The organism is Psychrobacter sp. M9-54-1, from assembly GCF_016613355.1.
GTDB classification, from domain to species: Bacteria; Pseudomonadota; Gammaproteobacteria; order Pseudomonadales; family Moraxellaceae; genus Psychrobacter; species Psychrobacter faecalis.
The window spans coordinates 15,292-41,728 of sequence record NZ_JADGFW010000012.1 but is presented as its reverse complement, the minus strand read 5'-3'; the positions used below and the strand labels follow the sequence as shown (position 1 = coordinate 41,728).

Annotated in this window: 20 protein-coding genes and 1 tRNA gene; 4 read left to right on the top strand and 17 right to left on the bottom strand. The window is 44.5% G+C overall.

What is annotated here, in order from left to right:
* Positions 1 to 36: 36 nt before the first annotated feature.
* From fabZ to rimO, 10 genes are all read right to left on the bottom strand, one after another.
* Positions 37 to 546 carry a 3-hydroxyacyl-ACP dehydratase FabZ gene (gene fabZ, locus IQ457_RS05825; RefSeq protein ID WP_102076364.1) on the bottom strand — a complete coding sequence of 170 codons (510 nt, stop codon included), beginning with the start codon at positions 544 to 546 and terminating at the stop codon, positions 37 to 39.
* Positions 547 to 660: 114 nt separating this feature from the next.
* Positions 661 to 1,677, bottom strand: a complete 1,017-nt coding sequence (gene lpxD, locus IQ457_RS05820) for a UDP-3-O-(3-hydroxymyristoyl)glucosamine N-acyltransferase (RefSeq protein WP_200662433.1) — start codon at positions 1,675 to 1,677, stop codon at positions 661 to 663.
* A 160-nt stretch (positions 1,678 to 1,837) separates the two neighbouring features.
* Positions 1,838 to 4,264 (bottom strand): outer membrane protein assembly factor BamA, encoded by a 2,427-nt coding sequence (bamA, locus tag IQ457_RS05815; RefSeq protein WP_200662432.1) that lies wholly within the window; start codon positions 4,262 to 4,264, stop codon positions 1,838 to 1,840.
* A 264-nt stretch (positions 4,265 to 4,528) separates the two neighbouring features.
* Positions 4,529 to 5,905 (bottom strand): RIP metalloprotease RseP, encoded by a 1,377-nt coding sequence (rseP, locus tag IQ457_RS05810; protein ID WP_200662431.1) that lies wholly within the window; start codon positions 5,903 to 5,905, stop codon positions 4,529 to 4,531.
* A gap of 59 nt (positions 5,906 to 5,964) precedes the next feature.
* Complete coding sequence (gene ispC, locus IQ457_RS05805; protein ID WP_200662430.1) at positions 5,965 to 7,173, bottom strand: 1-deoxy-D-xylulose-5-phosphate reductoisomerase; 1,209 nt, start codon at positions 7,171 to 7,173, stop codon at positions 5,965 to 5,967.
* A gap of 156 nt (positions 7,174 to 7,329) precedes the next feature.
* On the bottom strand, positions 7,330 to 8,139 hold the full coding sequence (locus IQ457_RS05800; protein WP_068404570.1) for a phosphatidate cytidylyltransferase: 810 nt from the start codon (positions 8,137 to 8,139) through the stop codon (positions 7,330 to 7,332).
* Positions 8,140 to 8,323: 184 nt separating this feature from the next.
* The gene (uppS, locus tag IQ457_RS05795) at positions 8,324 to 9,082 is read right to left on the bottom strand and encodes a polyprenyl diphosphate synthase (protein ID WP_200662429.1); all 759 of its coding nucleotides are present in this window, start codon (positions 9,080 to 9,082) and stop codon (positions 8,324 to 8,326) included.
* 262 nt (positions 9,083 to 9,344) lie between these two features.
* Positions 9,345 to 9,899 (bottom strand): ribosome recycling factor, encoded by a 555-nt coding sequence (gene frr / locus IQ457_RS05790; protein WP_068404574.1) that lies wholly within the window; start codon positions 9,897 to 9,899, stop codon positions 9,345 to 9,347.
* 150 nt (positions 9,900 to 10,049) lie between these two features.
* Positions 10,050 to 10,775: a UMP kinase gene (gene pyrH / locus IQ457_RS05785; protein ID WP_068404576.1), complete on the bottom strand. Its 726-nt coding sequence runs from the start codon at positions 10,773 to 10,775 to the stop codon at positions 10,050 to 10,052.
* Positions 10,776 to 10,981: 206 nt separating this feature from the next.
* Positions 10,982 to 12,604, bottom strand: coding sequence for a 30S ribosomal protein S12 methylthiotransferase RimO (gene rimO, locus IQ457_RS05780; RefSeq protein WP_200662428.1), 1,623 nt, complete (start codon positions 12,602 to 12,604; stop codon positions 10,982 to 10,984).
* A gap of 135 nt (positions 12,605 to 12,739) precedes the next feature.
* Here rimO and IQ457_RS05775 point away from each other — a divergent pair, with 135 nt between their 5' ends.
* The 3 genes from IQ457_RS05775 to IQ457_RS05765 all read left to right on the top strand — a co-directional run bounded on the left by IQ457_RS05775 (position 12,740) and on the right by IQ457_RS05765 (position 16,147).
* Entirely contained in the window at positions 12,740 to 14,089 is a 1,350-nt protein-coding gene (locus IQ457_RS05775) for a two-component system sensor histidine kinase NtrB (RefSeq protein WP_200662427.1), read from the top strand.
* A gap of 53 nt (positions 14,090 to 14,142) precedes the next feature.
* Positions 14,143 to 15,849, top strand: coding sequence for a sigma 54-interacting transcriptional regulator (locus IQ457_RS05770; RefSeq protein WP_200662426.1), 1,707 nt, complete (start codon positions 14,143 to 14,145; stop codon positions 15,847 to 15,849).
* A gap of 213 nt (positions 15,850 to 16,062) precedes the next feature.
* Positions 16,063 to 16,147, top strand: a tRNA-Leu gene (locus IQ457_RS05765).
* 82 nt (positions 16,148 to 16,229) lie between these two features.
* Here IQ457_RS05765 and IQ457_RS05760 read toward each other — a convergent pair.
* Positions 16,230 to 17,252 (bottom strand): serine/threonine-protein kinase, encoded by a 1,023-nt coding sequence (locus tag IQ457_RS05760; RefSeq protein WP_200662425.1) that lies wholly within the window; start codon positions 17,250 to 17,252, stop codon positions 16,230 to 16,232.
* 96 nt (positions 17,253 to 17,348) lie between these two features.
* Here IQ457_RS05760 and IQ457_RS05755 point away from each other — a divergent pair, with 96 nt between their 5' ends.
* Positions 17,349 to 18,314, top strand: a complete 966-nt coding sequence (locus IQ457_RS05755) for an ATP-binding protein (RefSeq protein ID WP_200662424.1) — start codon at positions 17,349 to 17,351, stop codon at positions 18,312 to 18,314.
* Positions 18,315 to 18,327: 13 nt separating this feature from the next.
* On the opposite strand, the gene IQ457_RS05750 is transcribed toward IQ457_RS05755, so the two are convergent.
* From IQ457_RS05750 to gyrA, 6 genes are all read right to left on the bottom strand, one after another.
* Positions 18,328 to 19,449 carry an MBL fold metallo-hydrolase gene (locus tag IQ457_RS05750; protein WP_200662423.1) on the bottom strand — a complete coding sequence of 374 codons (1,122 nt, stop codon included), beginning with the start codon at positions 19,447 to 19,449 and terminating at the stop codon, positions 18,328 to 18,330.
* Between the two features lie 68 nt (positions 19,450 to 19,517).
* Entirely contained in the window at positions 19,518 to 19,787 is a 270-nt protein-coding gene (locus IQ457_RS05745) for a hypothetical protein (protein ID WP_200662422.1), read from the bottom strand.
* A gap of 92 nt (positions 19,788 to 19,879) precedes the next feature.
* Positions 19,880 to 20,548: a glutathione S-transferase gene (locus tag IQ457_RS05740; RefSeq protein ID WP_102076351.1), complete on the bottom strand. Its 669-nt coding sequence runs from the start codon at positions 20,546 to 20,548 to the stop codon at positions 19,880 to 19,882.
* Between the two features lie 229 nt (positions 20,549 to 20,777).
* A complete protein-coding gene (gene rarD / locus IQ457_RS05735) occupies positions 20,778 to 21,848 on the bottom strand; it encodes an EamA family transporter RarD (protein WP_200662421.1) in 1,071 nt (356 codons plus the stop codon).
* Between the two features lie 267 nt (positions 21,849 to 22,115).
* On the bottom strand, positions 22,116 to 23,186 hold the full coding sequence (gene rarD / locus IQ457_RS05730) for an EamA family transporter RarD (RefSeq protein ID WP_200662420.1): 1,071 nt from the start codon (positions 23,184 to 23,186) through the stop codon (positions 22,116 to 22,118).
* A gap of 196 nt (positions 23,187 to 23,382) precedes the next feature.
* Positions 23,383 to 26,148: a DNA gyrase subunit A gene (gene gyrA, locus IQ457_RS05725; RefSeq protein WP_068404598.1), complete on the bottom strand. Its 2,766-nt coding sequence runs from the start codon at positions 26,146 to 26,148 to the stop codon at positions 23,383 to 23,385.
* Positions 26,149 to 26,437 lie beyond the last annotated feature (289 nt).

The window sequence follows — 26,437 nt, the reverse complement described above, 5'->3', positions numbered from 1 at the left end:
CTTATAAACTTGCCATACGTTAGCGTTCATCGTATTTTATTGTCCCTGACGGGCAATCATAATTTGAGCACTAGCAGCAAGCTCATCTTCGACATGGACGGTACAATCAAACTTATAGATACCCTGCTTTTGCATCACGGTTTTTGCACGGATAATCAGCTGGTCACCAGGGATAACACGGCGTTTAAAGCGCACTTTATCCACCCCTGCAAACAAATACAAATAACCATCTTCTGCCGTCAATCCGGCACTGATAAACCCAAGGACGCCCGATACTTGCGCCATCGACTCCACCATCAATACACCCGGCATGATGGGCTGATCGGGAAAGTGTCCATTGAAAAACTCTTCATTAATGGTCACGTTTTTGATCGCTGTAATGCATTCGCCAGGGCTGCACGATATGACTTTATCTACCAGCAAAAACGGATAACGATGCGGCAGATAATGCTTCAATGTATGATAGGTTAATGGCAGTGTTAAGCCTTGTTCTGCTAAGCTTTTGATGTCTTCATCACTTGGTCTATCAATATCAATTGTGCTCATAATCGCGCTTCCTTGCTATATACTAAGCAGTGCTTTGTGTTTAAGCATTGCTGTGTTTTTAAATTTTATAAATAAATTGGATATGTTGTTGAGTTATGTATTAACCGCGCTAGACTAATCGCGACCAAGCTGACGAAAGCGTACCGCCGCACGGCGCCAATTGGCGGTTGGCATGGCCGCTGTACCAGAGGAGTATGAACCAGCCTTGGTAATGGATTTGGTCACCATAGTCATGCCAGATAAGGTAACATCATCCGCAATCTCAATATGACCAGTAATGCCAACAGCACCGCCGATAATGCAACGCTTACCGATAGTGGTACTACCCGCGATACCAGTTTGCGCCGCGATGGCAGTACCATCGCCAATACGGACGTTATGGGCAACTTGTACAAGATTGTCAATAATAACATGATTGCCAATCACCGTATCGTCAATTGCACCACGATCGATACAGGTTTGGCTACCTATACGTACATCATCGCCAATTACCACGCGTCCTAATTGAGCAATACGCTCCCAGCCGGTAACACTAGGATTACTCGTAGGCGCAAAGCCGAAGCCTTCTGACCCTATGCTAACGCCAGCATGCAATCTTACACGATTGCCAAGCACACAATCATGCCCGATGACCACTTGTGATTTGAGCACACAATCGGTACCAATACTGCTGTTCGCTTCAATGACCACGTGCGCATCGAGCACACTGCGATCACCAATTTGTACCCCTTCGCCAATCATACAAAAAGGCCCAACAGTCACTTGGTTGCCAATAACAGCGCTTTCCGCTATCACAGCACTCGGATGAATACCTTTAAACAAGGACGTACAGGCAAATAGTTGACTGGCACTGGCATAAGCCAAATAAGGCGCCGCAACGATTAAGGCAACCGTATTCTGTGCAACTTTGCTTTGATGGTCTGAGGTGGTCAGCACAGCTCCAGCCTGACTGGTTGCCAGACTAGGCAAATAATGCGGATTGGCCAAAAAGCTTAATTGCTGCGAATTGGCGGTGGTCAAATTACCGATACCCTCTAATTTTAGACACAACTGCTCAGCGCTAAGGTCATCTTTGTTAAGAATAGGCTGACGCTGCTCAATCCGCGTGATAAGTTGCTCAATCGTTATCATAGTTGCTATTGGTATAATTAAAATTAGTATGGGTATGAATAAGTGAGTCGCCAAGTTGAGATATCAGCTTGGCGACCTATTAAATTTCAACTGCAGACTAGTTTACTTAGCTGCATAAATAAACAAGAGCAATTAAATCGCTGCATTTAACTTTGTGGTACTAAAAAGTATTACCGATTTGGAACTGAACTTTTTCAGTCTCATCGCCTTCTTTGTCACCGATAGGCACAGCATAACTGAGCGAGATCGGACCAATTGGCGTATACCAAGTGACACCTAAACCCGCACTAAAGCGGAATTTATTATCTTGGGTTAATAATGGAACACCCGTATCGTCACCACTAACAGGATCAATAAAAGTGCGGTCCTCTTTATCTGTGGTATCAAATACTTGACCACCTTCGGCAAACAGTACTGGACGTACTTGGTCTGCCCAATCGCCTTTAAATGGCATCGGTAGAATTAGTTCAGTACCAAAGCTAACCAACGCATTACCGCCGATCTCTTCTGGTTTTAACGAGCCCGGTTTATCACTGACCGCATCATAGTAGCTTTGCGATTTAGGTCCTAGCGTTGAAGCTTCGTAACCACGTACTGACCCATAACCACCGGCGTAGAAGTTTTCATAAAATGGCAAGTCATTACCGTAGCCAAGCTTGGTATAACCGCGGGCAACCCAATCTTTATAAATCGGATAGTAGATATTGCCACGATAAACAAGTTTTTGATAACTTTCATCGCCAAAACCAATGGTTGCATCGACGGTATGGCTCATGCCCTTGTTTGGGAATACGGGGCGATCTAGCGTACTGTAATCCCAGCCTAGTAATAAGTTGTAGGTCTGATAATCGTTTTTAAAGCCGGTGCGACCCGAGAACTCATTATCATCATTGATAAATTTTTCGAATGAACCACCACCATCAATAATCTGCTGCACGTTTGAAACACCAAGACGGCTACCACCGCGTACAGTTGTCTTATCAACGTTTAAACCTGCGCTCACACGTTTGGTTTCATCAACAGGATAGCTGTAGTTTAGCGTGGCACCGTAAGCATCAGTGACATAGTTACTAACGTTTCTGTCGTCGTATTTGGTTTCGCGATAATATGCGCTGACACCTTGCGACACACCGTTTTCAGTAAAGTACGGATCGGTATAACCTAAGCTGTAAGAATCGCGCGTTTCAGAACGTGATAGCGCTGCTTTCACGCGGTTACCCGTACCCATAAAGTTATTTTGGGTTAAATCCAACTGGAAAGTCACACCGCCACTTTGCGAGTAACCAGCAGCAATCGTTGAGCTGCCAGAAGGCTGCTCTTCGACCGTATAGTTGACATCAACTTGGTCTGGCTGGTTTGGCACAGGCTTCACATCAACGTTGACCGCTTTAAAGAAACCGGTACGCATCAAGCGTGTACGCGACAGCTGAATTTTATCATTAGAGGCTAGTGTACCTTCTAACTGACGCATTTCACGGCGCAGCACTTCATCTTGGGTTTTTAAGTTACCCGTAAAGTTGATACGGCGCACATAAATAGGACGCGCAGGATCGATATAATAGTCAATATCGACCACTTTGGTCTCATCATTGATACGCGGTACTGGTCTGATTTGTGCGAGATAATATCCTTCATTACCATAACGGCTCTTCAGTGCAGCAGTGGTCGCATCCAGTTTGGCTTGTGAATATTTTTCATCGGGCGCAAACGTGACCAGCTCTTTTAGCTCAGCGTTATCAAAGGTTGGTTTACCTAAGAAGTTCACCTCGCCAAATTGATACTGCTCGCCTTCGCTAAGACTGACTTCGATAAACACATTGCTTTTATCTTCGCTAATATTAAGAACCGCATTATCGACAGAAAAACGTACATAACCATCGTTTTGATAAAGTGCTTTTAAATTTTCTAAACTGGCCGCCAGCTTTTCTTTAGCATAGCGATCAGACTTAGATAATAGGCGCGTCCACGACGACTCTTTTACCGCAAAAACGTCTTTAATCTGCTCATCACTAAAGTGCTTATTACCAATGATATTGATATCGACGACTTTGGCGGGTTTACCTTCGATAAAGCGCACATCAAGCTTGACGCGATTACCATCTAATAATGTCTGATCGACTTCGATATTGCTATTGTAATAACCTTGACTAATATATTGCTGTTGTAGCTCGTTGGCAACACCTTGCAAGGTCGCTTGCTTTAGCACATCACCCACAGACAAACCGGCGTTACCAAGCCCTTGCTCAAGCCCTTCTTTTGGGATAAGTTTATTGCCTTCAAAGTTGACTTCAGCGATGATAGGACGCTCGACGACATCAAAGCGCAACTTGCCGCCTTCGACACGACTTTGAATATCAGCGAAGTTTTCAGTCGCATATAGTGCCTTAATACTGGCGGCCAAACGACTATCATTAACCGTATCACCCACCGAAATCGGCAAAACTGGATAGAGACTATCAGGAGTTAGGCGTTGTAGACCATTAAAGCCGATATCAGTGACCACAAATTCTGCAGCCTGCACCGGCATACTCATCATTGCTACAACTAACGGCAACCCAGCCGCGCTCATAAATAAAGGCGTACGCATAAACACTATCCGTCAATAAAAAACTTGCTTAAGTTAAGGTAAAAAGCACGTGTTGTCTAGCCCATTTCGCATAAAGTCGAAAAACTTCAGCACGGCAGACTCAGGACACTTTATATAAAACGCATCATAAAATAAACTAAAAAATAAAATTAGTACAGTAGCGGTAATAGAAAACAAGCGCCGTATTACATGAACTGCCTGCGCTGTAGCAGCATGCAAGCATTAAACCATCATGCTTTAGTTAATAAACCGCCGCATTATTTATCAAAATAGCCGACTGATATCATTACCAATTGCTAACACCATGAAACCTGCCAGCAAGAGTAAACCGATATTTAGACCGACCATTTGCACGCCTTCAGACAGAGGTTTACCGCGTATCAGCTCAATAAGATAGTAGACAATATGTCCACCATCTAATACTGGAATGGGCAAAAGATTCAAGACTGCAAGGCTCAAACTGATCAACGCTGCTGTCGATAACACCATCTGCCAGCTAATATCAAAGCTTTGTTTAGCGACTTTCGCAATGGTAATCGGACCTGATAAATTCTCCAAACCTATCATACCAGACAGCATCTTGCCCATTGAGCTGACCGTCATGACGGCTAACTGCTCCGTTTTCTCAAACGACTTAATCAATGACTCACCAGGGCCGTAGACAACCGTGGTTTTGTAGGCGTCAGGAATGACAATTTCAGACTCTGCCACCATAGCACCAATTTGCCCGTAATCGTTACCTAAATTGTCTTTTTTACCTTGCGGCATGATGGATAACTGAACTTGTTTGCCATCACGCAATACAGTGAAATTAAGCAAAGTTTCAGGATTGTCGCGAATGATACGCGTGGCGCTAATCCAGTCGGTAATCTCTTTACCATTAATAGCCGTAATGCGGTCACCAACCTGTAGGCCTTGACGGCTGGCAGCGCCATCGGGCGTTAAATTGCCAACGATTGGTGGGATGTTTGGTTGCCACGGTATCATGCCGAAGCTTGATAACGCATCTTTGCCTTGGGCATCGCCTTGCATAAACTCTTTAATCGGTGCTTGATAGGTTTTGGTGGTGTTACTACCTTTTGCATCAGATTGTAAGGTGACACTGACATTGTCCGTCTCACCCATACGCCCAGCAAGGCGATAGTTAATACCTTCCCACGTCTGCACCTCATGACCATCAATAGCGACAATTTTATCGCCCACAGGTAACTGTGCCATCGCTGCTGGGGTATCGGGCAGCACTTGCCCTATCTTTGTTGCCAATTGCTCTGATGGGGTCATAAATAACACCCAAAATAATGCAATAGCGATGACAAAATTCATGATAGGACCTGCGGCAACCACCGCAATCTTTTTGAGCGGATGCTGACGATTAAACGCTAGATGTAGCTCGTCTGCTGCTACCTCACCTTCACGCTCATCAAGCATTTTGACGTAGCCACCAAGCGGCAGTGCCGAGATACGATAATCAATGCCGCTTTTTTTACTGGTCCAACCAAAGAGTTTCGGACCAAAGCCAATAGAGTACGTCAGTACTTTAACGCCGCACAGACGCGCCACGATGTAATGACCCCACTCATGTAAGGCGATGAGTGGACCTAAGACAAATATTGCCGCAAGTAGCGTTAATAAAAACGTCATGATCTTTTCTCAATATGCTCTTTTAACATCGTTTATCAAATGACTGAACTTCTATAGATTCATGCCAACTTTGCTACTAACGTATCAGTATGCTGACGCGCTATTTGATCAATCGCTAAAATATCTTCGATATCGGCAGTCTCATTTAATACCGCTACTTGTATCTCATCTAGTGCTTGCGCATTAATATCGGCAATATCAGTCAGACGAATCTGCCCATTTAAAAATGCGGCAACTGCAATCTCATTGGCCGCATTTAGTACAATCGTGGCCTGCGTACCCGCTTGCATCGCTTGCCTTGCCAAGCGCAAACAGGCAAATTTTTGCAAATCAGGTTCAATAAACCCTAAACCGCTTAACGCAAATAAATCTAATGGCTGCGAGCCGCTATCGATACGGTCAGGGTAACTAAGTGCATGGGCAATAGGCGTTTTCATATCAGGGCTGCCAAGCTGCGCCAAAAAGCTACCATCACTATATTCTACCATTGAGTGAATGATACTTTGTGGATGAATCACCACATTTATCTTATCCTCACTCAAATCAAATAAATGACAAGCTTCGATGAGCTCAAGCCCTTTATTCATCATCGTTGCTGAGTCAACCGATATCTTTTGTCCCATTGACCAATTGGGATGTTTAACCGCTTCAGCAATGCTTGCTTGCTGCATTTGCGCAAACGATTTCTGTAAAAAAGGCCCGCCAGACGCGGTCAACCATAGCTTACGAACGCCATGGTTTGGCTGATGAATTTGGCTACTGTCTTGTTGAATCGCAAAGGGTAAACACTGGAAAATCGCATTGTGTTCTGAATCTAAAGGCAACAAAGTCGCGTGATGCGTTTTAACCGCATTAATCATCACCTTCCCTGCCATGACCAATGCTTCTTTATTCGCCAATAAAATACGCTTGCCTGCACGCGCTGCTGCCAAAGTAGAAGGCAGACCGGCTGCGCCTACGATAGCAGCGACGACGGTATCGGTTTGCGGATCAGTCGCAATATCGACCAACCCTGAAGCACTGCCGACCACGTCGATATTTAAACCAGCGGCACTAAGACGCTGAGCGAAATCATCGACCGCTGCTGTCGGCACACTGACGCGTTTTGGCAAAAACTGTTGGCAAAGCGCGAATAATTTATCTAAACGGTGGTAGCCTGATAAGGCATAAACGTCGTAGTTCTGTGGTTGTGCCGCCAAAATTGCTAACGTGCTATCGCCTATCGAGCCTGTCGCGCCTAGTACGGCGATGCGTTGGGTCATAACCATCTATGCCTATAATACGGTGAAATTAAATGAGAAATAAAGACAATAAATATAAGGTATAAAACCTAATAAGAGGCAGCCTAGTCGCTACCAAATACGTAAGCCCTACCTATTTTATATCTTTAGCCTGATAGCTTTTTATTTTTGGACTACTTATTGTTATACGACAATTAGACCAAGCTGCTGTAGCGCCCAAAAGCCAAGCGCAAATATCGGAGTAGCAGATAATAACGAATCAATGCGGTCAAGTACCCCGCCATGCCCTGGCAAAATGGTGCCAGAGTCTTTGACGTCAGCGCGGCGCTTGAGCATCGACTCAAATAAATCGCCGAGTACAGAACCCAAAATCGTCAGTGCTGACAATGCTACAAAGGCGACTAACGGTAGACCAGTCAACTGTAGTTTAAAGACACTAATGACGATGACCACAAGCAAACCTGTGACCAAGCCGCCTGCTAGGCCTTCCATGCTTTTATTGGGGGAGACGTTTGGCGCCATCTTACGGCGACCGAGCTTACGCCCAACAAAGTAAGCGCCACTATCGGCACACCAAACCAATAAAAATACATACAGCAGCCACCATGCAGACAGTTGCCATAAATAGAACATAGCGGTAATGGCAGCGGTTAATATAATAGCGCCCATCCAAGCCAGTTTTTTACCGTACCAGTTGGTATGACTAGGAAAGACTCGAACCCAAGACAGGGCCATCAGCCAGATAACTAGTGATGCCACCCACCAAAACAGCCAGGTGACTTTAAACATCAGCGAGACGATGGTCAGCGCCAAAACCAACAACACAAACAACGCAGGCTGCTGCCATTTTGGCATCAGTTTGGTCCACTCGTGGGCAGCGATAATGACACCAATCGCTAGCAGCGGTGCAAATAAAATAGGCGTTTGGCTCGCAAACATTGCAATACCAACGATAATAACGAGAACAATTGCCGTCTTAATTCGTTGCCACATACTTATCGAGCCTTATATAACGAAAAATGTTTGGTCAAAATCTAGCATAACAGCGCTCTATAATAGCCCATTAAACAGGATTAACGCCAATTAAAGCAGCTTATTACAGACCAAACAAGTGTAATTCAAACCTCGCGGACGATTTAAGCAATTATTTCTACAGCGCTTATTAGCTAAAATTATTTTAAGGACTCTGCTGCTCTATCACTACTTGTTCGCTGGTTTTGCCAAAGCGGCGTTGGCGCTGAGCAAACTCTGCTATCATCGCTGCAAGCTCTGCGACTTTAAAATCGGGCCACAGGGTTTGGGTAAAGAACAATTCGGCATAAGCAGATTGCCATAATAAGAAGTTTGACAAACGGTATTCGCCGCCCGTGCGTATCAACATATCAACCGCAGGCGCATCTGCTAATTGCACATATCCGCCAAGCATCTCTTTATCGATGACTTCTGCGCGCAACTTGCCCGCTTCGACTCGCTGCGCCAACTGCTTAGCAGCATGGGCAATATCCCACTGACCACCGTAGCTAATAGCGATTACCAAGGTCATCGCTTCAAAGTCAGCGGTTTTTGCCTCGGCATCTAACATCAATACTTGCAACTCTTCACTAAGCTGACTGCGATCACCAATAAAACGCAAGCGAATGCGATATTTTTGCATGCGCGGCAATTGCTCATTAATCGTTAAGCTTAGCAAATGCATCAGCAAAGCCACCTCGCTCGGTGGACGTTGCCAATTCTCACTAGAGAAGGCAAAGACGGTTAGCACTTCAATGCCCGTGCTAACGCAATATTCGACAATGGGATCTAGCGCATCTTTGCCAGCGATATGCCCCTGACCTTTGCCTAACTGATGGATTTTACCGTAGCGGTTATTGCCATCCATGATGACGGCAATATGCCGCGGGAGAAGCGCGGGAGATGAATTATCTGAAATAGACATAGGCTGACTTGCTTGTGGTTTGGGTAAAGTAATGTGACGCGAATTATCGCCTGTTAAGAAAAATATTGCGCATTTAGAAAATGGCTTATTAAAAACCTAAATTCAGCAGAAAACGCTTTCATAAAGAGTTTTTAACAGAACAATTACTTAACAATGGCTTAATTTCTCATACGGCAATAAACAGTCAACATGCATATAATATTGACTGTTTTTAGAGAAAAGATACTGCTGCTGTCTTTAATTAACAAGAAAAGACAGCCGCTTATACTTCCATCAAGTCGCTTTCTTTTTTGCTCAAGCGGCTATCAATGGTTTCAATATATTTGTCAGTGATTTTTTGAATATCATCGCTGGCGCGGCGCTCGTCATCTTCTGAGATTTCTTTTTCTTTTGCCAACTCTTTAATGTCATTCATCATATCGCGGCGGATATTACGGATAGACACACGGCTATTTTCTGCTTCACTACGCGCAAGTTTTTGCATATCGCGGCGTGTGTCTTCGGTCAACGCTGGCATCGGTACACGAATAACGTCAGCGGTCATCGGGTTTAAGCCCAGATCTGCTTCGCGAATGGCTTTATCAATCGCTTGCACCATGCTACGCTCAAATGGCTGTACCAGTAACGTGCGTGAATCTTCGACGTTGACGCTGGCAACTTGATTCAATGGCGTATCGGCACCATAGTAGCTAACCATCACGCCAGATAACATACCTGGGTGCGCGCGGCCCGTACGTACTTTGCTAAAAGTCGTCTCAAGCGCTTCCAAGGTTTTTTGCATGCGTGCTTCGCCGTCTTGCTTAATCTCTTTAATCATTATGTATCCTTATTTATCGCTGTCGATAAATCACTCATTATTGTTAGGTATAAAGCTGTTAGGTATAAATCCTATGCAACGATTGATGCTTACAACATCAATGATTTTTATTCATATAATCATTTAGTCATCTATAAATAAAGTGAGCGTTTAATGATAAACGCGCGTGCCTTCATTTTCGCCCATAATGACGTTTAATAAGGCATTAGGCTTGGTCATATCAAATACTTGCAATGGGACGTTGTGTTCACGGCATAAAGCAATCGCTGTTAAATCCATGACGCCAAGTTTTTGCTCGAGCACTTCATCAAAGGTTAAACCGTCATATTTTTTGGCATCCGCATGGAGGCTTGGGTCTTTATCGTAAACGCCATCTACTTTGGTGGCTTTTAAAATTAAGCCCGCCTCGATTTCGATACCACGCAGGCAAGCGGCGGTATCAGTGGTAAAGAACGGATTGCCCGTGCCCGCGACAAAAATACACACTTCGCCATTTTTAAGATAACGAATGGCATTACGGCTACTATAGCTTTCAGTGACTTCGCCAATTGGCAATGCTGACATCAAACGCGTTTTAATATTACGGCGCTCGAGGGCATCACGCATGGCCAGACCATTCATCACAGTGGCTAGCATACCCATTTGGTCACCAGTGACACGGCCGACCAAGCCTTCTTGTTGCAACTGGGCACCGCGATACAAGTTACCACCGCCGACGACGATACCGACTTGTACTCCAAGTCCGCGTAAGTGGGCGATAGACAAGCTCATCTTATCGAGCACTTCGGTATCAATCCCCATCTCTTTGCCACCAGCTAAGGCTTCACCAGAAAGTTTTAGCAAGATACGAGAGTAACGCGGGTTTTTGTCAGACATGAGGTCACCTTGTTAGCATGAAATTATAATGAAAATAAGCGGTAAAACACAAATTGCATTGGACTTTAGCTTACCCTTTCAAATTATCCTAAATGGCATAATAAGCGCCAAAAACGATGTCAAATAGGTAAAAAGCCAAATTGCGCTAATTGTAGCAAAAACTGCCCACGATTGGGCAACTTTCACTCGGTTATCGTTGTGGCTCTCTAACCTTTATAACTGGCAAACAAATCATATTCGCTGGCGTCATCGATCGTGACGGTTAGGAACTGTCCAACTTTGACTTGCGCGGTGATATCATCGACATAGACGTGACCGTCAATCTCAGGTGCATCAGCATAACTACGACAAATCGCGATGCCTTCTTCATCATCAATCTCATCGACCAATACCATCAAGGTTTTACCGACTTTTTCTTGCAGCTTTTGTGCCGAAATCTCTTGCTGTAGTGTCATCAAACGCTCATAGCGTTCTTGCTTAACGTCTTCAGGTACATGATTTGGCAAATCATTGGCGACCGCACCTTCGACTTCTGAATACGTAAAAGCACCGACGCGATCAAGGCGCGCCTCGACCAGCCAATCAAGCAAGCACTGAAAATCTTCTTCTGTCTCACCTGGAAAACCAACGACGAAGGTTGAACGAATGACAATATCAGGGCAAATCTCACGCCACGCTTCGATACGCGCCAAGGTATTTTCGCTATGCGCCGGACGTTTCATGGCTTTTAAAACACTGTGGCTAGCATGTTGGAATGGAATATCAAGATAAGGCAGTAGTTTTTTCTCCCCCATCAGTTCAACCACTTTATCGACATGCGGATAGGGATAAACATAGTGCAGGCGTACCCAAATACCCAAATCATTTAACGCTTGGCACAAGTCATAAAATTTCGACTTCAGCGGCATGCCATTCCAAAAGCTGGTTTTATATTTTAAATCCAGCCCATAAGCAGACGTATCTTGTGAGATAATCAGCAGTTCTTTCACGCCAGCATTTTTCAGCGCCATTGCTTCATTCATCACGCTATCAATCGGCCGCGAAACCAAATCGCCACGTAAGCTTGGAATGATGCAAAAAGTACAACGATGGTTACAGCCTTCCGATATTTTAAGGTACGCATAATGACTGGGGGTTAATTTAATCCCCGCCTCATTAATCAGATCTATCTTTGGATCATAGTTGCTATCTATATCGCGCTTGGGTTTGGGCACATGTTGCGAGACGGCAGTAATTACCTCATCATAAGCATGCGCACCGGTAACCGATAGCACAGCTGGGTGCATGGCACGGATTTTATCGGCCTCTTTACCCAAGCAGCCGGTGACAATCACTTTACCGTTTTTACTAATCGCTTCACCGATGGCGTCCAAGGATTCTTGCACGGCTGACTCAATAAAACCGCAAGTATTAACCACAACCAAGTCTGCGCCTTCATAATCGCTGGCAACTTGATAGCCGTCACGACTAAGCTCGGTGATAATGCGCTCACTATCGACCAGCGCCTTTGGACAACCAAGCGATACAAAGCCAATCTTTGGCGCAGCGTTCACGGGCGCATCAATCGTCGCTGAATTGGCTAACGTCGCATCGCTACTTTGCTCAATACTACGGTTTTGATTGTGATTGGCTTTATGGTGGTAAGGCTGGTTAGTGTTTGCTTGACTGACATCTGCCTGACTGCTTTCTCGCGCTATATTTGGCTTTGCAGGATTAAAAATAGTGGCAGTGTTTTTTGGCATAGAAGCTATTGAGGCAGAAGCTGGCGATGTAGGAACTGATGAGGTGGTAACAGTCGTATTAAGCGACTCGGTAGAAGTGTTGGGCATGGCTGACCTTGCTAGAGATAAATTGGCTGTGCGCATTGTACGTTTTTTTTGTGATAATCGCCAGTTTTGCCGCGCTAGTGTGTTGATTTATGGTTAAATATTATTCCCAGTATCGCTTAATTTTAGGCATTATCCATGACGGCTGATTTGTCCATTGCCAAACCGAACCCAGATTCGACGTTTATATTACAGCATTTATTTACCGCTATTTTATGCGTTGATGACGCGCTGACTGTTACCTGGCTAAATGCGCAAGCCGAGCAGCTGCTTGCTATTAGCAGCGGACGTTTGCGAGGCCAGTCAATCTTGACCCTGCTTGCGCCCGATGAATTCATGTTAAAAGACAGTTTTATTATTAATAATCGAGAAGATAAGACCTGCGCGTTGACGGAGCGTTTTAGTCAAGCAAAACACTATCAACAGCCGTTTATTGATCATGATCACCTTATACACACCCAGCTAAACGGCGGACTGACGTTATCTGTGGATTATAGCGTGACGCCCGTTAGCGATGAGCAGCAGTCTTATTTTATTATAGAGATGTGGGGCAAAGACCGGCAAAGTCGTATTTCAGAAGAACAGCGCCAGCAGCAGCAATATAGCGTCGCCCGTCATATGTTACGCTCGGTCGCCCATGAAATTAAAAATCCATTGGCAGGTATTCGCGGGGCGGCGCAATTATTACAGCGGCAATTCATTAGGTTTAATGAATTTTCTGCTATTGTGAATGAAAATTTGAATGTAACGGATGAAAATAACCTGAAAAAGAATGCGGCAAAGCTGCGGAGTTATACTGATATTATCATTTCAGAAACCGATCGTTTGACCCAGTTGATTGGTCAGCTTCTTGGCTCTCATCAATTGCCAAACTGGCAAATGCTCAATATCCATGAACCGCTAGAGCACGTTTTGGCTTTAATCATTCATCAATATCCAGACGTGGTGCTACAACGTGATTATGATTTATCGTTACCTGAGTTATGCGCGGATAAAGATCAATTAATCCAAGTGCTTTTAAACCTGATGAATAATGCTTGCGAATCGATGACTGAGTTTGAGCAAACGCTGCAGCAAAATACGCCAGCCACGTTTGGCAACTTTCCATCAGCTATTGCGCAGAAACACTCTGATATTAATGATAACTATCAACCTAAGCTGCATATCCAAACGCGAGTTGTTTTTCAGCATACCATCGGTAGCTTGCAGCACAAACAAGTCTTGCAAATCACCATTACCGATAACGGCTCAGGGATAGACGACGCATTAATCGGTCAGATATTTTTCCCGATGGTGACCAACCGCGCAGCTGGTACAGGTCTAGGTTTATCCATCGTCCAAGATATCATCAGCCGCCATCATGGTATGATTGACGTCAGCTCAAAGCAAGCCCAAGGTTTTAACAGCAGTTTTAAAAGTCCTTATCAGCACAATCAAACCAGCTTTACCCTCTACCTGCCTTTTTCTCAGCCAAGCGCTGACCGTTAAGGCTAGGATTTTATATTCATTTTCCATTTCTCACTGCTTATTAGGCCAAACCCATGATTCAGCATAATGACACAAAATACCTTACGAGCAATGAGCAAATTCCTATGGTCACTGTGGGTAATAATCCTGCTGCTACTCCTGCAACGTTATGGCTTATCGATGATGATGCGGCGCTGCGTTTGATCTTGGCAGATACCTTTGAAGAGGCAGGCTTAACGGTTATTAGCTTTACCCAAGCGCAAGCAGCGTGGACGCGCCTGAACGATATCTTGCAACAGCATGAAGCAGCCGACCAGCTACCAGATGTGATATTGACCGATATTCGTATGCCAATGATGGACGGTCTGTCATTTAGTGATTGGGTACATCAGCACTTCCCTACGCTACCGATTGTCATTATGACCGCCCATTCCGACCTGAGTTCTGCTATCAATAGCTATCAGACTGGTGCATTTGAATATCTGCCCAAACCCTTTGATTTAGATGAGGCGGTCGCCACAATTTATAAGGCCATTAATTATCAGCCGAATTTGAAAATAACAAATGATGCAACTAAGCCTGCTCAAAAGACTGTCAAAAAAGCTAAAAATGAAACCAAAACGACCATCGAACTTAAATCTAAACCTAAATCTAAAAACCAAACGGATAGCGATATTAATAACAATCCGAGCGGTATCATCGGTCAATCACAAGCGATGCAAACGGTATTTCGCGCGATTGGACGCTTGGCACACTCTCCTATTACCGTTTTAATTACTGGTGAATCAGGCACAGGTAAAGAGCTGGTGGCAGGCGCGCTTCATGCGCATTCTCCAAGGGCGCAGCAACCTTTTATCGCGTTGAATATGGCCGCTATTCCGCATGACTTGATTGAGTCTGAATTGTTTGGTCACGAAAAAGGCGCTTTTACTGGCGCAACGACGACGCGGCAAGGTCGTTTTGAGCAAGCGGACGGCGGCACGCTATTTTTAGACGAAATCGGCGATATGCCGTACAGTACCCAGACGCGTCTGCTGCGCGTATTGGCCAACGGTGAGTTTTTTCGCGTCGGCGGACAGCAGCCGGTCAAAGTCAATGTACGCATCATTGCCGCTACCCACCAAAACTTAGAAGAATTGGTCAAACAAGGCAAATTTCGTGAAGATTTATTTTATCGCCTTAATGTGATTCGTATGCCATTGCCGCCCTTACGGACGCGCCCTGAAGATATTCCTGCATTAGCAAACTACTTTATGCAGCGCGCCGCCAAACAATTAAATAGCGCCGAAAAGCAGCTGCATCCTACCACGCTTCAGATGATGCAATCTTTTGCGTGGCGCGGTAATGTTCGTCAACTTGAAAACGTTTGCCTTTGGCTGACGGTAATGACCACGGGCGACACCGTTATGATTGAGGATTTGCCGCCAGAGCTGCTAGACAATATTGCCCCTAATGTAGAGCAACAAAGCAATGCGGCATATCACGTGCATCAAAACATGCAAAACAGCCAGAACAGTCAATTGACCCAAACGCATGACAAGCAAAGCTGGCAGCAAGCGTTGGCTATATGGGCGAAGCAGTCGCTGCAAACGGGTGAAACCGATATTTTACAAACGGCAACGCCCGAGTTTGAGCGTGTGTTACTGCAAGCTGCTCTCAATCATAGCGGCGGTAAAAAAATAGCTGCCGCCAACTTACTGGGTTGGGGACGCAATACTTTGACCCGCAAATTACAGCAATTAGAGATGACAGCAGCAGAGAAAAATAATAATAATAATTAAAGCCATCAGTCTCTGAAATAAAAGCCAGCAATATCAAATATTTATGAGATTTAGCAAAAATAATTTTCAAATAATTAAAAAAAATCGCAAATAGGGGTTGCCAAACCTTTGAAACTCTATATAATAGCCAACCACTGAGACGCACTACCGAATCAGTTAACTATCTCGATGGTATTTGAATTTAACTGCCTTTGATGATAGAGTAACGAAAATGGGGCTGTGGCGGAATTGGTAGACGCACCAGATTTAGGTTCTGGCGCCGCAAGGTGTGAGAGTTCGAGTCTCTCCAGCCCCACCATTTTTCGATAGTACATCTTAGACCAAATATTAAAGCCTGCTTTTTAGCAGGTTTTTTTGTGTCTAGCATTTAGCATTGATGATTATAATCTTTTCAAATCCAGCACGATTTCTTCCATACTTTGATAACGTTTTTCCATTCTCTTCGCCAACGCTTTATTGATAATACGTTGATAGCGACTATACTCCAACGGCAATGTTGCAATTGGCTGTTGGCAATGCTGAGTCGTCCATTCTCTTAACGGCGCACCACTCGGATTATCAATCTTAAACGGTCGCTCGCCTGCCAATATTTCATATAGCATTATCCCAAACGCATAAATATCGCTTTGCAGCGTTGCGCCCTGTCCTTGCCAGCGTTCAGGGGCAAGGTAAGCGGGCGTGCCAGCATTGTTTTCTGTACTATTTTTCTTATTTATTTGAGTAATACCATTATTAATGGGTTCTGCCAAAGCAAAATCAGTCAATAATAAATTAGGTACGATACCGCCAATATCTGCATGATTTGGCACGAAAGCATCTAGCAAAATATTACTCGGCTTAATATCATTGTGTAGCCAACCTATGTGATGTAAATTGGCAATAAGCTTTGCGGCTTGAACGATTAATTGCTGCTTTTGCTCGGCAGTCAGCCTTTGTTTTAAATAGCGCGCGACACTACCGTTGGCATAATTTGGCATAACAACAATGGTGAGTGTTTGACTGTTATTTAATACTTGTAGCTGTAAATGATGACTGGCTAATAGCGGCGGCGCGATAGAAGAAAACCTACCCTGATGGTTCGAGAACTGATTGATAGATTTTAGAACGTCGGCCTCATAAGATAAATCAGATCCGTATCGATGAGCATCGGTACTTAATTGCCATTTCATCATGGCCTCACCAAACTGGGGATGCTTGGCGCGTGTTAAACCTTGATATTCAAGCACATTAGTGACACTCTGCTGACTGATACGCTGATGTGTTATCTTATTATACTTCAAGTCCAAGAATGCTATGGTCAATACAGGCAGAATTTGCTGCGCATCCGTTTGCAACGTTTGTTTTGCCAAGTCTTGCTTTGGCTTTGCTTGAATTGCAGCTTGATTACTGGCACTATTTTTCATGATAAGTGCTGCCTTGATGTATGTACTTGATAGATGTAATAGGCAATCTGCCATTTTTATGATTATAAGTAACTAAATTATAAGCGACTATGTATTATGCCCCAATCTACTACGCCTGTTATGAATTACGCCCTACCCGACCATGTATTAAATTTACTTGAGCAGTATTTGCAAGAGCAGGTCACGCCAACTATCGAGATTGATCCTGCCCAGCTGGCTTATCGTTGGGTTGGCGGTCAACAAGGGCACCTGGAGCCTTTGGCAGTGAATTTGTTTTTAAGTTTAGATGACTTGCATGGTATCGATACGCAAAAGGCAAAATTGGTACAAAACACGCGCCAGTTTTTAAAGGGCTATCCTGCCAATCACGTCCTGATGACAGGCACACGCGGCGCTGGCAAGTCATCACTGATTCGGGCACTGCTACAAGCCTATCATAGCGAAGGGCTACGTATTATCGAAATCGCTCGTGATGACCTACGGATGCTTGATAAGATACGCGCTGCGATTAATGCGCTGCCGACGGACTGTGGTTGCCGTTATGTGGTGTACTGTGATGATTTGGCATTTAACGGTCAAGATGAGAGTTACCGAACGCTAAAAAGTGTGTTGGACGGCGCACTGGATTCCGAGCAAGACAAGCTACTCGTCTATGCCACCAGTAATCGTCGCCATCTTTTGCCGCAGTTGATGAAAGACAATGTCAATATTTATAACGGTCAGACTGACGAGGTCAACCCTTATGAAACCATTGATGAAACGGTCTCCTTGTCTGATCGCTTTGGACTTTGGCTGTCCTTTCATCCGATGGATCAAAACACGTATTTACACATCGTGCGCCATTATTTATCACTTTCGCCAAACCGCAAGCTAGATAATGCGAGTGACGTTAAAGAAAGTAATCATCATGCAGAGGAAAATAATACGCTACCTGACGACATTAGAGCAGCAGCATTACGCTGGGCATCAGAGCGCGGTGGCCGCTCGGGGCGTGTGGCCTATCAATTTAGCCGTTACTGGATAGGACAAATGCAATTAGCAGCTGAGGACAATCAATCTTAAATATGACTATAAGTCATGAATGATGGTCGCGTGCAGAGCCTAGATACTGTACGCGGCTCCCCTCTTCTGCGCTTACTAAGTCAGCTGCGCCATTTACCATATATTGATCAAAGTCAGCGGCTAACCATAGATTGCCTTGATAAGCACTTTGGGCATCCAAGCGGATATGCGCCATATTGGGCGTATCACTATGAGGATTATCAAAGCTTTGATAACGCGCGCTAAAATGGGTCAAAATTAAATTTTTAACGCTGTTTTCTTGGGCAAATTGACCGACCGATTGCGCGCTACTGTGCATCGGATCAAAGTCTGGGTTTTTTGCCTGAAACTTATTTAACACCTCATGGGTATAAGTGGCTTCGTGTACCAATAAATCGGCATCGACTACCGCAGCACTTAGGCACTCTGGCGTATCGTTATCGCCCGCCACCACAACCTTTGTGCGCTGACTATTATTATCGACGTAATCGACTGAATAAAGTGTGCGACCATCCTCGGCTGTGACATCTTTGCCTTGCTGCAGCTTGCCCCACAGCGCGCCCGCTGGAATACCATCGGCTGTCAATTTATCGGTATTCAGCGTACGGCGGCTGATAGTTTGGGTAATGGCAAAGCCATAAGAGGCCACGCGATGTGATAAAGGATGAATATCTATAACCAGCTGATGCTGGTGGTCTAAATTGATCGTTACTTTACCTTTATGCTTATCATTTGGCTCAGACAACAAATCTTCTATCGCCATAAAGTTAATAACAAATGGAAAATATAGCTCTGTCGTCAAAGTTACCGCTTCAAGCAACGTGGCGATTGCTTTTGGCGCAACGATGATTAACGGCTCACGGCGCCCTGACATTGCCGCACTCGCAAGCAACCCCGGCAGACCATAACAATGATCGCCATGCACATGAGTGATGCAAATGGCTTGGAGCTGATGTAGAGATAACTTAGTATGTAAGAGCTGCTGCTGTGTGCCTTCGCCGCAGTCAACCAACACCCAAGGCCGTGATTTTTTAGATTGAGTCGTGTTTTGGATGTTTGAGGCATAGGGATTAAGAGACTCAACAGCTAATGCGGTGACATTACGCTGCTTGGTTGGCACGCCCGCTGAGGTGCCCAAAAAGGTAAGCTTTAACATAGGCAAACTCTTTATCTAAATACTTTTTATAGCGACGTTTTTATAGTGATGTTTTTATAAAGACGACTTTATAAAGACTGGCATAGCATGGTTCTTTGACCCTCAATCATTTTACCGCCATTAGCCGTACATTCATTTACCATATTGGATTCATAGGATTTCCAACCACCATAAAAGCTTGCAAGACATAGGAGTACTACCAGCAGCTTTTGTGACCACGCTTTGATAGAGACTTGCTGGCTATTTTTATTTTCTTCAGCAGCATTTATAGTTGGTTCCGTAGTTAAGCTTGTATCAGCATTGCTATGCCGGTTGTTTGTTTTATTTAAGTCTGTCATTTTTTATCCTAAAAAAGGTTTTGTCTATAAATAAACAAAACCTTTATTTTAATATAAATTCAGTCATTTATTAATGATGAAATGTGCTGCATCTAAAATTTCAAACGCCCGCCCTTTTCTTCTGCGCGCTTAAAGGCATCGCGCTCTTCACAGCGTTTTAGCCAGTTTAAGATATTGGCATATTTACTGCTATCTAAACCTGCTCCCGCATTGGCACCAACGACCGCAAGATGCATCTGAATATCAGCGGCACTAAATTCGCTACCGGCAAACCAATGATTATCTTGCAGATGTTGCTCCATCATGGCGAGCATTGTATCCAAACTTTTGCTAATCATGCTTTTCTCGACCTGATTGCGAATGCTTTTGCTCACAGGTTTGATCAGCATCGGCGATTGCTCAACCACTTTGGTAAAGACCAGACGCATGACCAATGGCGGCATGAGTGATGCTTCTGCAAAATGTAGCCAAAACGTATAAGCATCCCATGCCGCTTCATTGTCATCAGCAGGCTTAAATTGATGTTCTTTATCATAATGCTTAAGCAAGTACTCAATGATAAATCCCGACTCGACGAGCGCACGGTCGTTTACCTCTAATATGGGCGCATGACCGAGCGGATGTACTTGTTTTAAACTGTCTGGGGCGCGGTAAGCCTTGTTGCGCTCATAGCAGGTTAATTTATAATCGAGTCCAAGCTCTTCTAATAGCCATAAAATACGAAACGAGCGTGAATTTGCTAAATGATGAAGATGTAACATAAACCATCCTAGTTATAATTTGAATAAGCGATAATCTTAAATAAAACATATATTAATAGGCTACGCCTGCCCTCAGACTTCATTTTTGTAACTCGTCAAGCATCATTGAGCAAGGCGACCTTATTGTCGATAATAGCGCAATTAATCGCTCTTTAATACAGAAACTATGTAGAGTAATAAGGAGAAATGATGCCTGCTAAGTTTAATTTAGTTTCTTTATAGAACAACCTTACTTGGCATGTAGTTCTTCGATTTTGCGCGTCATCTTGTCTATTTTTTGCTGATACTTCCTAATTTTACGAAACCGATGGGCAATCAAAACCCCTTTGATGCGGCGATTTTTTAGGCGGCGGCGCGGCGGGAAGCTGCCGACTTGTGGCTCATTGTACGCTTGCAGGCGGTCATGACGCTTACGTGCCAAATAGCCAAGCGCACTATCAGCAATCATAATCAGCAGCGCGATGACAATCATGCCATACATAAACAGTGAGCCGCCGTCATTGATACTTTGGTGCAAAATAGTAATGGAAAATATAAATAAAAATATCGGCTCAAGGTAGCATAAAGTGCCAAATAGCGACACGGGCAACTTTTGGCTGGCAACCATGGTCAGCGCCATCGCCGCTGTACTAATAATACCGAGTAGCGGCAATAGATACCAAAACTTATCGGTCGCGAACGCCAGCTCAAAACCACCGCTTAAGTATAATACCACCATCACCACCGGCGTTAATAACACCAAATCCGAGATAAGTCCGGTGATGGGCGGTACGGCAAGCTTACGCCGCAACAGATAATAAGGCGGATAACCCAGACAGACAAATAAAGTCGCCCAAGAAATAGCGCCATATTGCCACACATCGTAGCCAATACCGAGCGCCGCACAAATGGTCGCAAGCCATTGCAGCAAGCTCATGTCTTCATTATAAAAAAAGCGCCCCACGACAATCATAATCATCGGGTATAAAAAGTAACCTAATGTCACCTCCAATCCCAAATCATTGACCGGCGCCCACATAAATATCCAGATTTGCGCACCCAAAATCGGTGTGGGAATGATAAATAAAAACCACTCTTTGGCCGTCTTTAAGGTTTTTAGATAATCAAAAATATGCTGCCATTGTTTCAGCGCACTGACCAGTAGCACCAAACTGAGTAGCATCATCAGTACCCGCCAAGAAGCGACTTGCGTCCCTGATAACGGCTGCATCAATAGACCAAATAAAAACAACCCTGCATATAAAAAATTTGCTGCGATTGCAACGATGGTGCCTTGCGACGTTTGATTGGTGAGGAGCATAACAACTGCCTTTAAAAATAAGCGCACGTCCTTGGCAATTTTGAAAAAAACAAAAGCCTCAGACGCGAACGTCGGAGGCCTTTTGTCTATCAGCTCTATTGTTGATAGAAATTTTTATCTATCCTGTCACTAAATAAAATTAAGATAAACGCTTGTGTATCTCATGCTCAGCATTATGTCAAAGTCGGCATAGATACGCAATACAATGGCTTAACCCGTCTGTTCATTTTAAAATCCAGTTTATTCATTTGACATACATGTGAGGATTTATTTGCTATCAAGCTGCTCGATTTTACGCTGTATGCTATCGAGCTTCCTTTGATAACGACGCATCTTACGAAAACGATGTGCGGCTAACACCCCGTCGATACGGTAGTTTATCAAGCGGCGACGCGGCGGAAAACCGCCCACTTGTGGCTCGCGGTAGCCATGCAAATGGTTGTCGCGGCGGCGACGAAGATAACCCATCACACTATCAGCAATCATAATAAATAGCGCCAGCGTAATCATGCCGTACATAAATAACGAGCCGCCTTCCTCAATGCTCTGGTTTAACACGGTGATAGATAACACAAACAATAGCATTGGTTCTACATAACTTAGGGCACCAAATAACGAGACGGGTAATTTACTACTCGCAATCATGGTCAATGACATCGCAAGCGCACTAAACGCGCCAAGCAGCGGTAATAAATACCAAAACTTCATGTTTTGTGCCGCCACGCTAAAGCCGCCACTGCTGTATAACATAATAAGTACCACTGGCGTCAGCAAGGTCAAATCTGACAACAAACCAGTAATCGGCGGTACGGCAAGCTTACGCCGCAGCAGATAGTAAGGCGGATAACCCAAGCAGACAAACAACGTAACCCAAGAGATGGTGCCATATTGCCAAATATCATGACCGATACCTAAAGCGGCCAACAGTGCCGCTAACCACTGTAGCGCGCTCATATGCTCATAGTAAAAAAAGCGCCCCAATATGATCATCACCAGCGGCAATAAAAAATAGCCCAAAGTAACGTCAAGCCCAAAGCCATTGACCGGCGCCCACATAAATAGCCAAATTTGCCCACCCAAAATCGGCGTCGGCAAGATAAATATCAGCCATTCTTTTGGCGTTTTTAAGGTTTTTAAATAATCAAAGACATGTTGCCACTGCTTAGTAAAGCTGACCAATATAAACAAACTCAACAGCATCATCAATATGCGCCATGATGCTACCTGCGTCCCTGACAATGGCAGCATAAATAACCCAAACAAAAACATCATCGAGAATAAAAAACTCGATGATATTGCCGCTAACGTTCCCTGAAAAGTTTGATTGGTCGTAAGCATAACAACGGCCTTAAAAAATAGCGCTTAATAGATATTATTTATCATAATTTTATAGAAGCTAAGCATACAAAGTTAAAAGCTAAAAAACACGCTGTAAGAATAAACAGCGCTCAGAAAAAAGCCTCCAACGATGACGTCAGAGGCTTATTCTAGAGCAGTATTACTCACTAAACTAAAAAGCTAACAACTGAAGTAGTTATTCGTCATCGTCGGTGTTTTCATCTGCGGTATCAGTCGACGTTTCGTCATCTAACGTATAGTCATTGGCAATATCGATAACATCGTTGACGTCGGTCACTGTCGCATGACCCGTTTCGGCATCAATATCGATTTGTTCTTGACCCTCTACGCCAAAAGTACCATCTTCTTTCATTGCCTCGACCAACTCGTCGTCGCCCTCTTCGTTCTCAACGCACGCCATGGCCACCAGTTTTTCATCTTTTGACAGACGAATCAAGGTAACGCCTTGGGTATTACGACCCGAGCTTGCCACTTGTTCAACGGGCGTACGAACCAGCGTGCCTTTATCCGAGATTAAGATAATATCGTCTTCAGGCTCAACCTTGGTCGCCCGAACCAAGGCGCCATTACGGGCGCTGGTTTTGATAGCAATGACACCGCCACCGCCGCGATTTTGCGTATTAAACTCTTCGACAAAGGTACGTTTACCAAAGCCGTTTTCACAAGCAATGAGGATTTCGCGCACATCATCTTCGATAACCACCAGCGATTTGATAAATTCATCGGCGGCCAGACGCATACCGCGCACACCTTTAGCAGTACGGCCCATCACGCGCGCGTCGTTTTCATCAAAACGAATGGCTTTACCGCTCGAAGCAAATAACATCACTTCTTGACTGCCATTGGTAATACGGGCGCTGACCAATTTATCATCATCTTCTAGGCCAACGGCAATCAAACCGTTCGAGCGAATATTGGCAAACTGTTCAAGCTCAACACGCTTAACCGTACCATTTGCCGTGGCAAAGAAGACAAAATGCCCACTCACATCCGCGGTATTTTGCGGTATTGGCAATATCGTGGTGACCGTTTCATCAGCATTTAAACCAATCAAATTCACTAACGGACGACCACGCGAACCGCGGCTGGCAATCGGCACTTCAAAACCACGTAAGCTAAATACACGGCCTGTGTCGGTGAAACACAATACCGTTGCGTGCGTTGAGGTCACGACTAAATGATCGATCACATCGTCTTCTTTCATCGCGGTTGCAGATTTGCCTTTACCGCCACGCTTTTGCGCGACATAATCATCAATCGGCTGCGTTTTTGCATAGCCCGTACGCGATACTGTCATCACAACGGTTTGCTCTGGGATCAGATCTTCACGATTAAAGTCCATACGGGAATCAATGATATCGGTACGACGCTCATCACCGAAGTTTTCACGAATCTCGATCATCTCATCAGAGATAATGGTCATTAATTTATCAAAATCACCAAGAATTGACTCTAAATGAGCAATTTCACGTAATAAATCTTGATATTCTTCGGTCAATTTATCTTGCTCAAGACCCGTCAGACGATGCAGCTGCATGTCTAAAATGGCATTGACCTGCTCAAGTGATAAGCGATAGCTTTCTTGATTGTCAATCAAACCAAACGGCGCTTTTGGGTCTTCGCCTTCGATGAAGTCTGGACGTACCGACTGGCTACCTGCCGCAGTTAGCATCGCAACGACACTACCTGACCCCCATGTATTATTGAGTAAGTTTTCACGAGCAAGGCCGCGGTTTGCAGAGGCTTTAATCGTCGCAATAATCTCGTCAATATTGGCTAGGGCAACGGTTAAGCCTTCAAGCAAATGACCACGAACGCGGGCTTTATTAAGCTCAAAAATAGTACGACGCGTCACCACTTCTTGACGATGACGGACAAAGGCGGCGATTAACTGACGCAAAGTCAATAGTTTTGGCTGACCGTTATCGAGCGCCACCATATTGATACTAAAGCTAGATTCGAGCGGCGTTTGCAAGAATAAATTATTAACGATCACTTCTGCCGTTTCACCGCGGCGCAAATCGATAGCGATACGCATACCGTCTTTATCAGACTCGTCACGAATTTCAGTAATACCTTCGATTTTTTTGTCGCGTACCAGCTCAGCAATACGCTCAATCAATTTGGCTTTATTGGTTTGATAAGGCACTTCAGTAAAGACAATGCGCTCACGGTCACGGTTGACGCCCGTATCGCTCATCGGCTCAATGATATAGCGACCGCGTACATGCAAGCGGCCTTTACCCGTGCGATAAGCGTCTAGAATACCCGCTCGACCATAAATAACACCGCCAGTAGGGAAGTCAGGACCTGATATATGCGACATCAACTCTTCGGCAGATATTTGCGGATTTTCGGCATACGCTAAACAGGCATTAATCACCTCTGTCAGGTTGTGCGGTGCCATATTGGTCGCCATACCAACCGCAATACCGGTTGCGCCATTGACCAATAAGTTTGGAATACGCGCTGGCAAGACGCTTGGCATACGCTCAGAGCCATCGTAGTTGTCTTCCCAGTCGACCGTATCTTTATCCAAATCCGCTAGCATTTGATGGGTCAGCTTGGTCATACGCACTTCGGTATAACGCATTGCCGCCGGTGGATCATCATCAATCGAGCCAAAGTTTCCTTGACCATCAACCATAGGATAACGCAAGCTAAAGTCCTGCGCCATACGTACAATTGCATCATAGACAGCACTATCACCATGCGGGTGATATTTACCGATGACATCACCGACCACACGTGCTGATTTCTTATAAGGTTTGTTATAATCATTGGACAACACATGCATCGCATACATCACACGGCGGTGCACTGGCTTAAACCCATCACGCACATCAGGCAGCGCGCGCGAGACGATCACGCTCATCGCATAATCCAGATAGGACTGCTTTAATTCATCCACGATGGCAATAGGACTGATCGAGTCGCTCATATACACTCCTTTATTCACATTTTTTTCTAGTATTTGGCTCGGTTAAAGATGCTGATAGTTGTACAAAAATAAAGGCGCTAAAAAGCGTCAATATCCATGATGTACAGACTATAAAAAGCGTTATCAAACAGGCTAAATAATAGGAAAATGGCGATACGGTTTTTGTTAAAAATAACGTTTAATTAAAGAAGCTATTTTAACACATTTTTGTCTATTTAGGGGATTGTAGATGCTATTAAAATCAAGCAAAACAGCTGATTAGCGCTCGTTTTTATCTTTAGTGATAAGG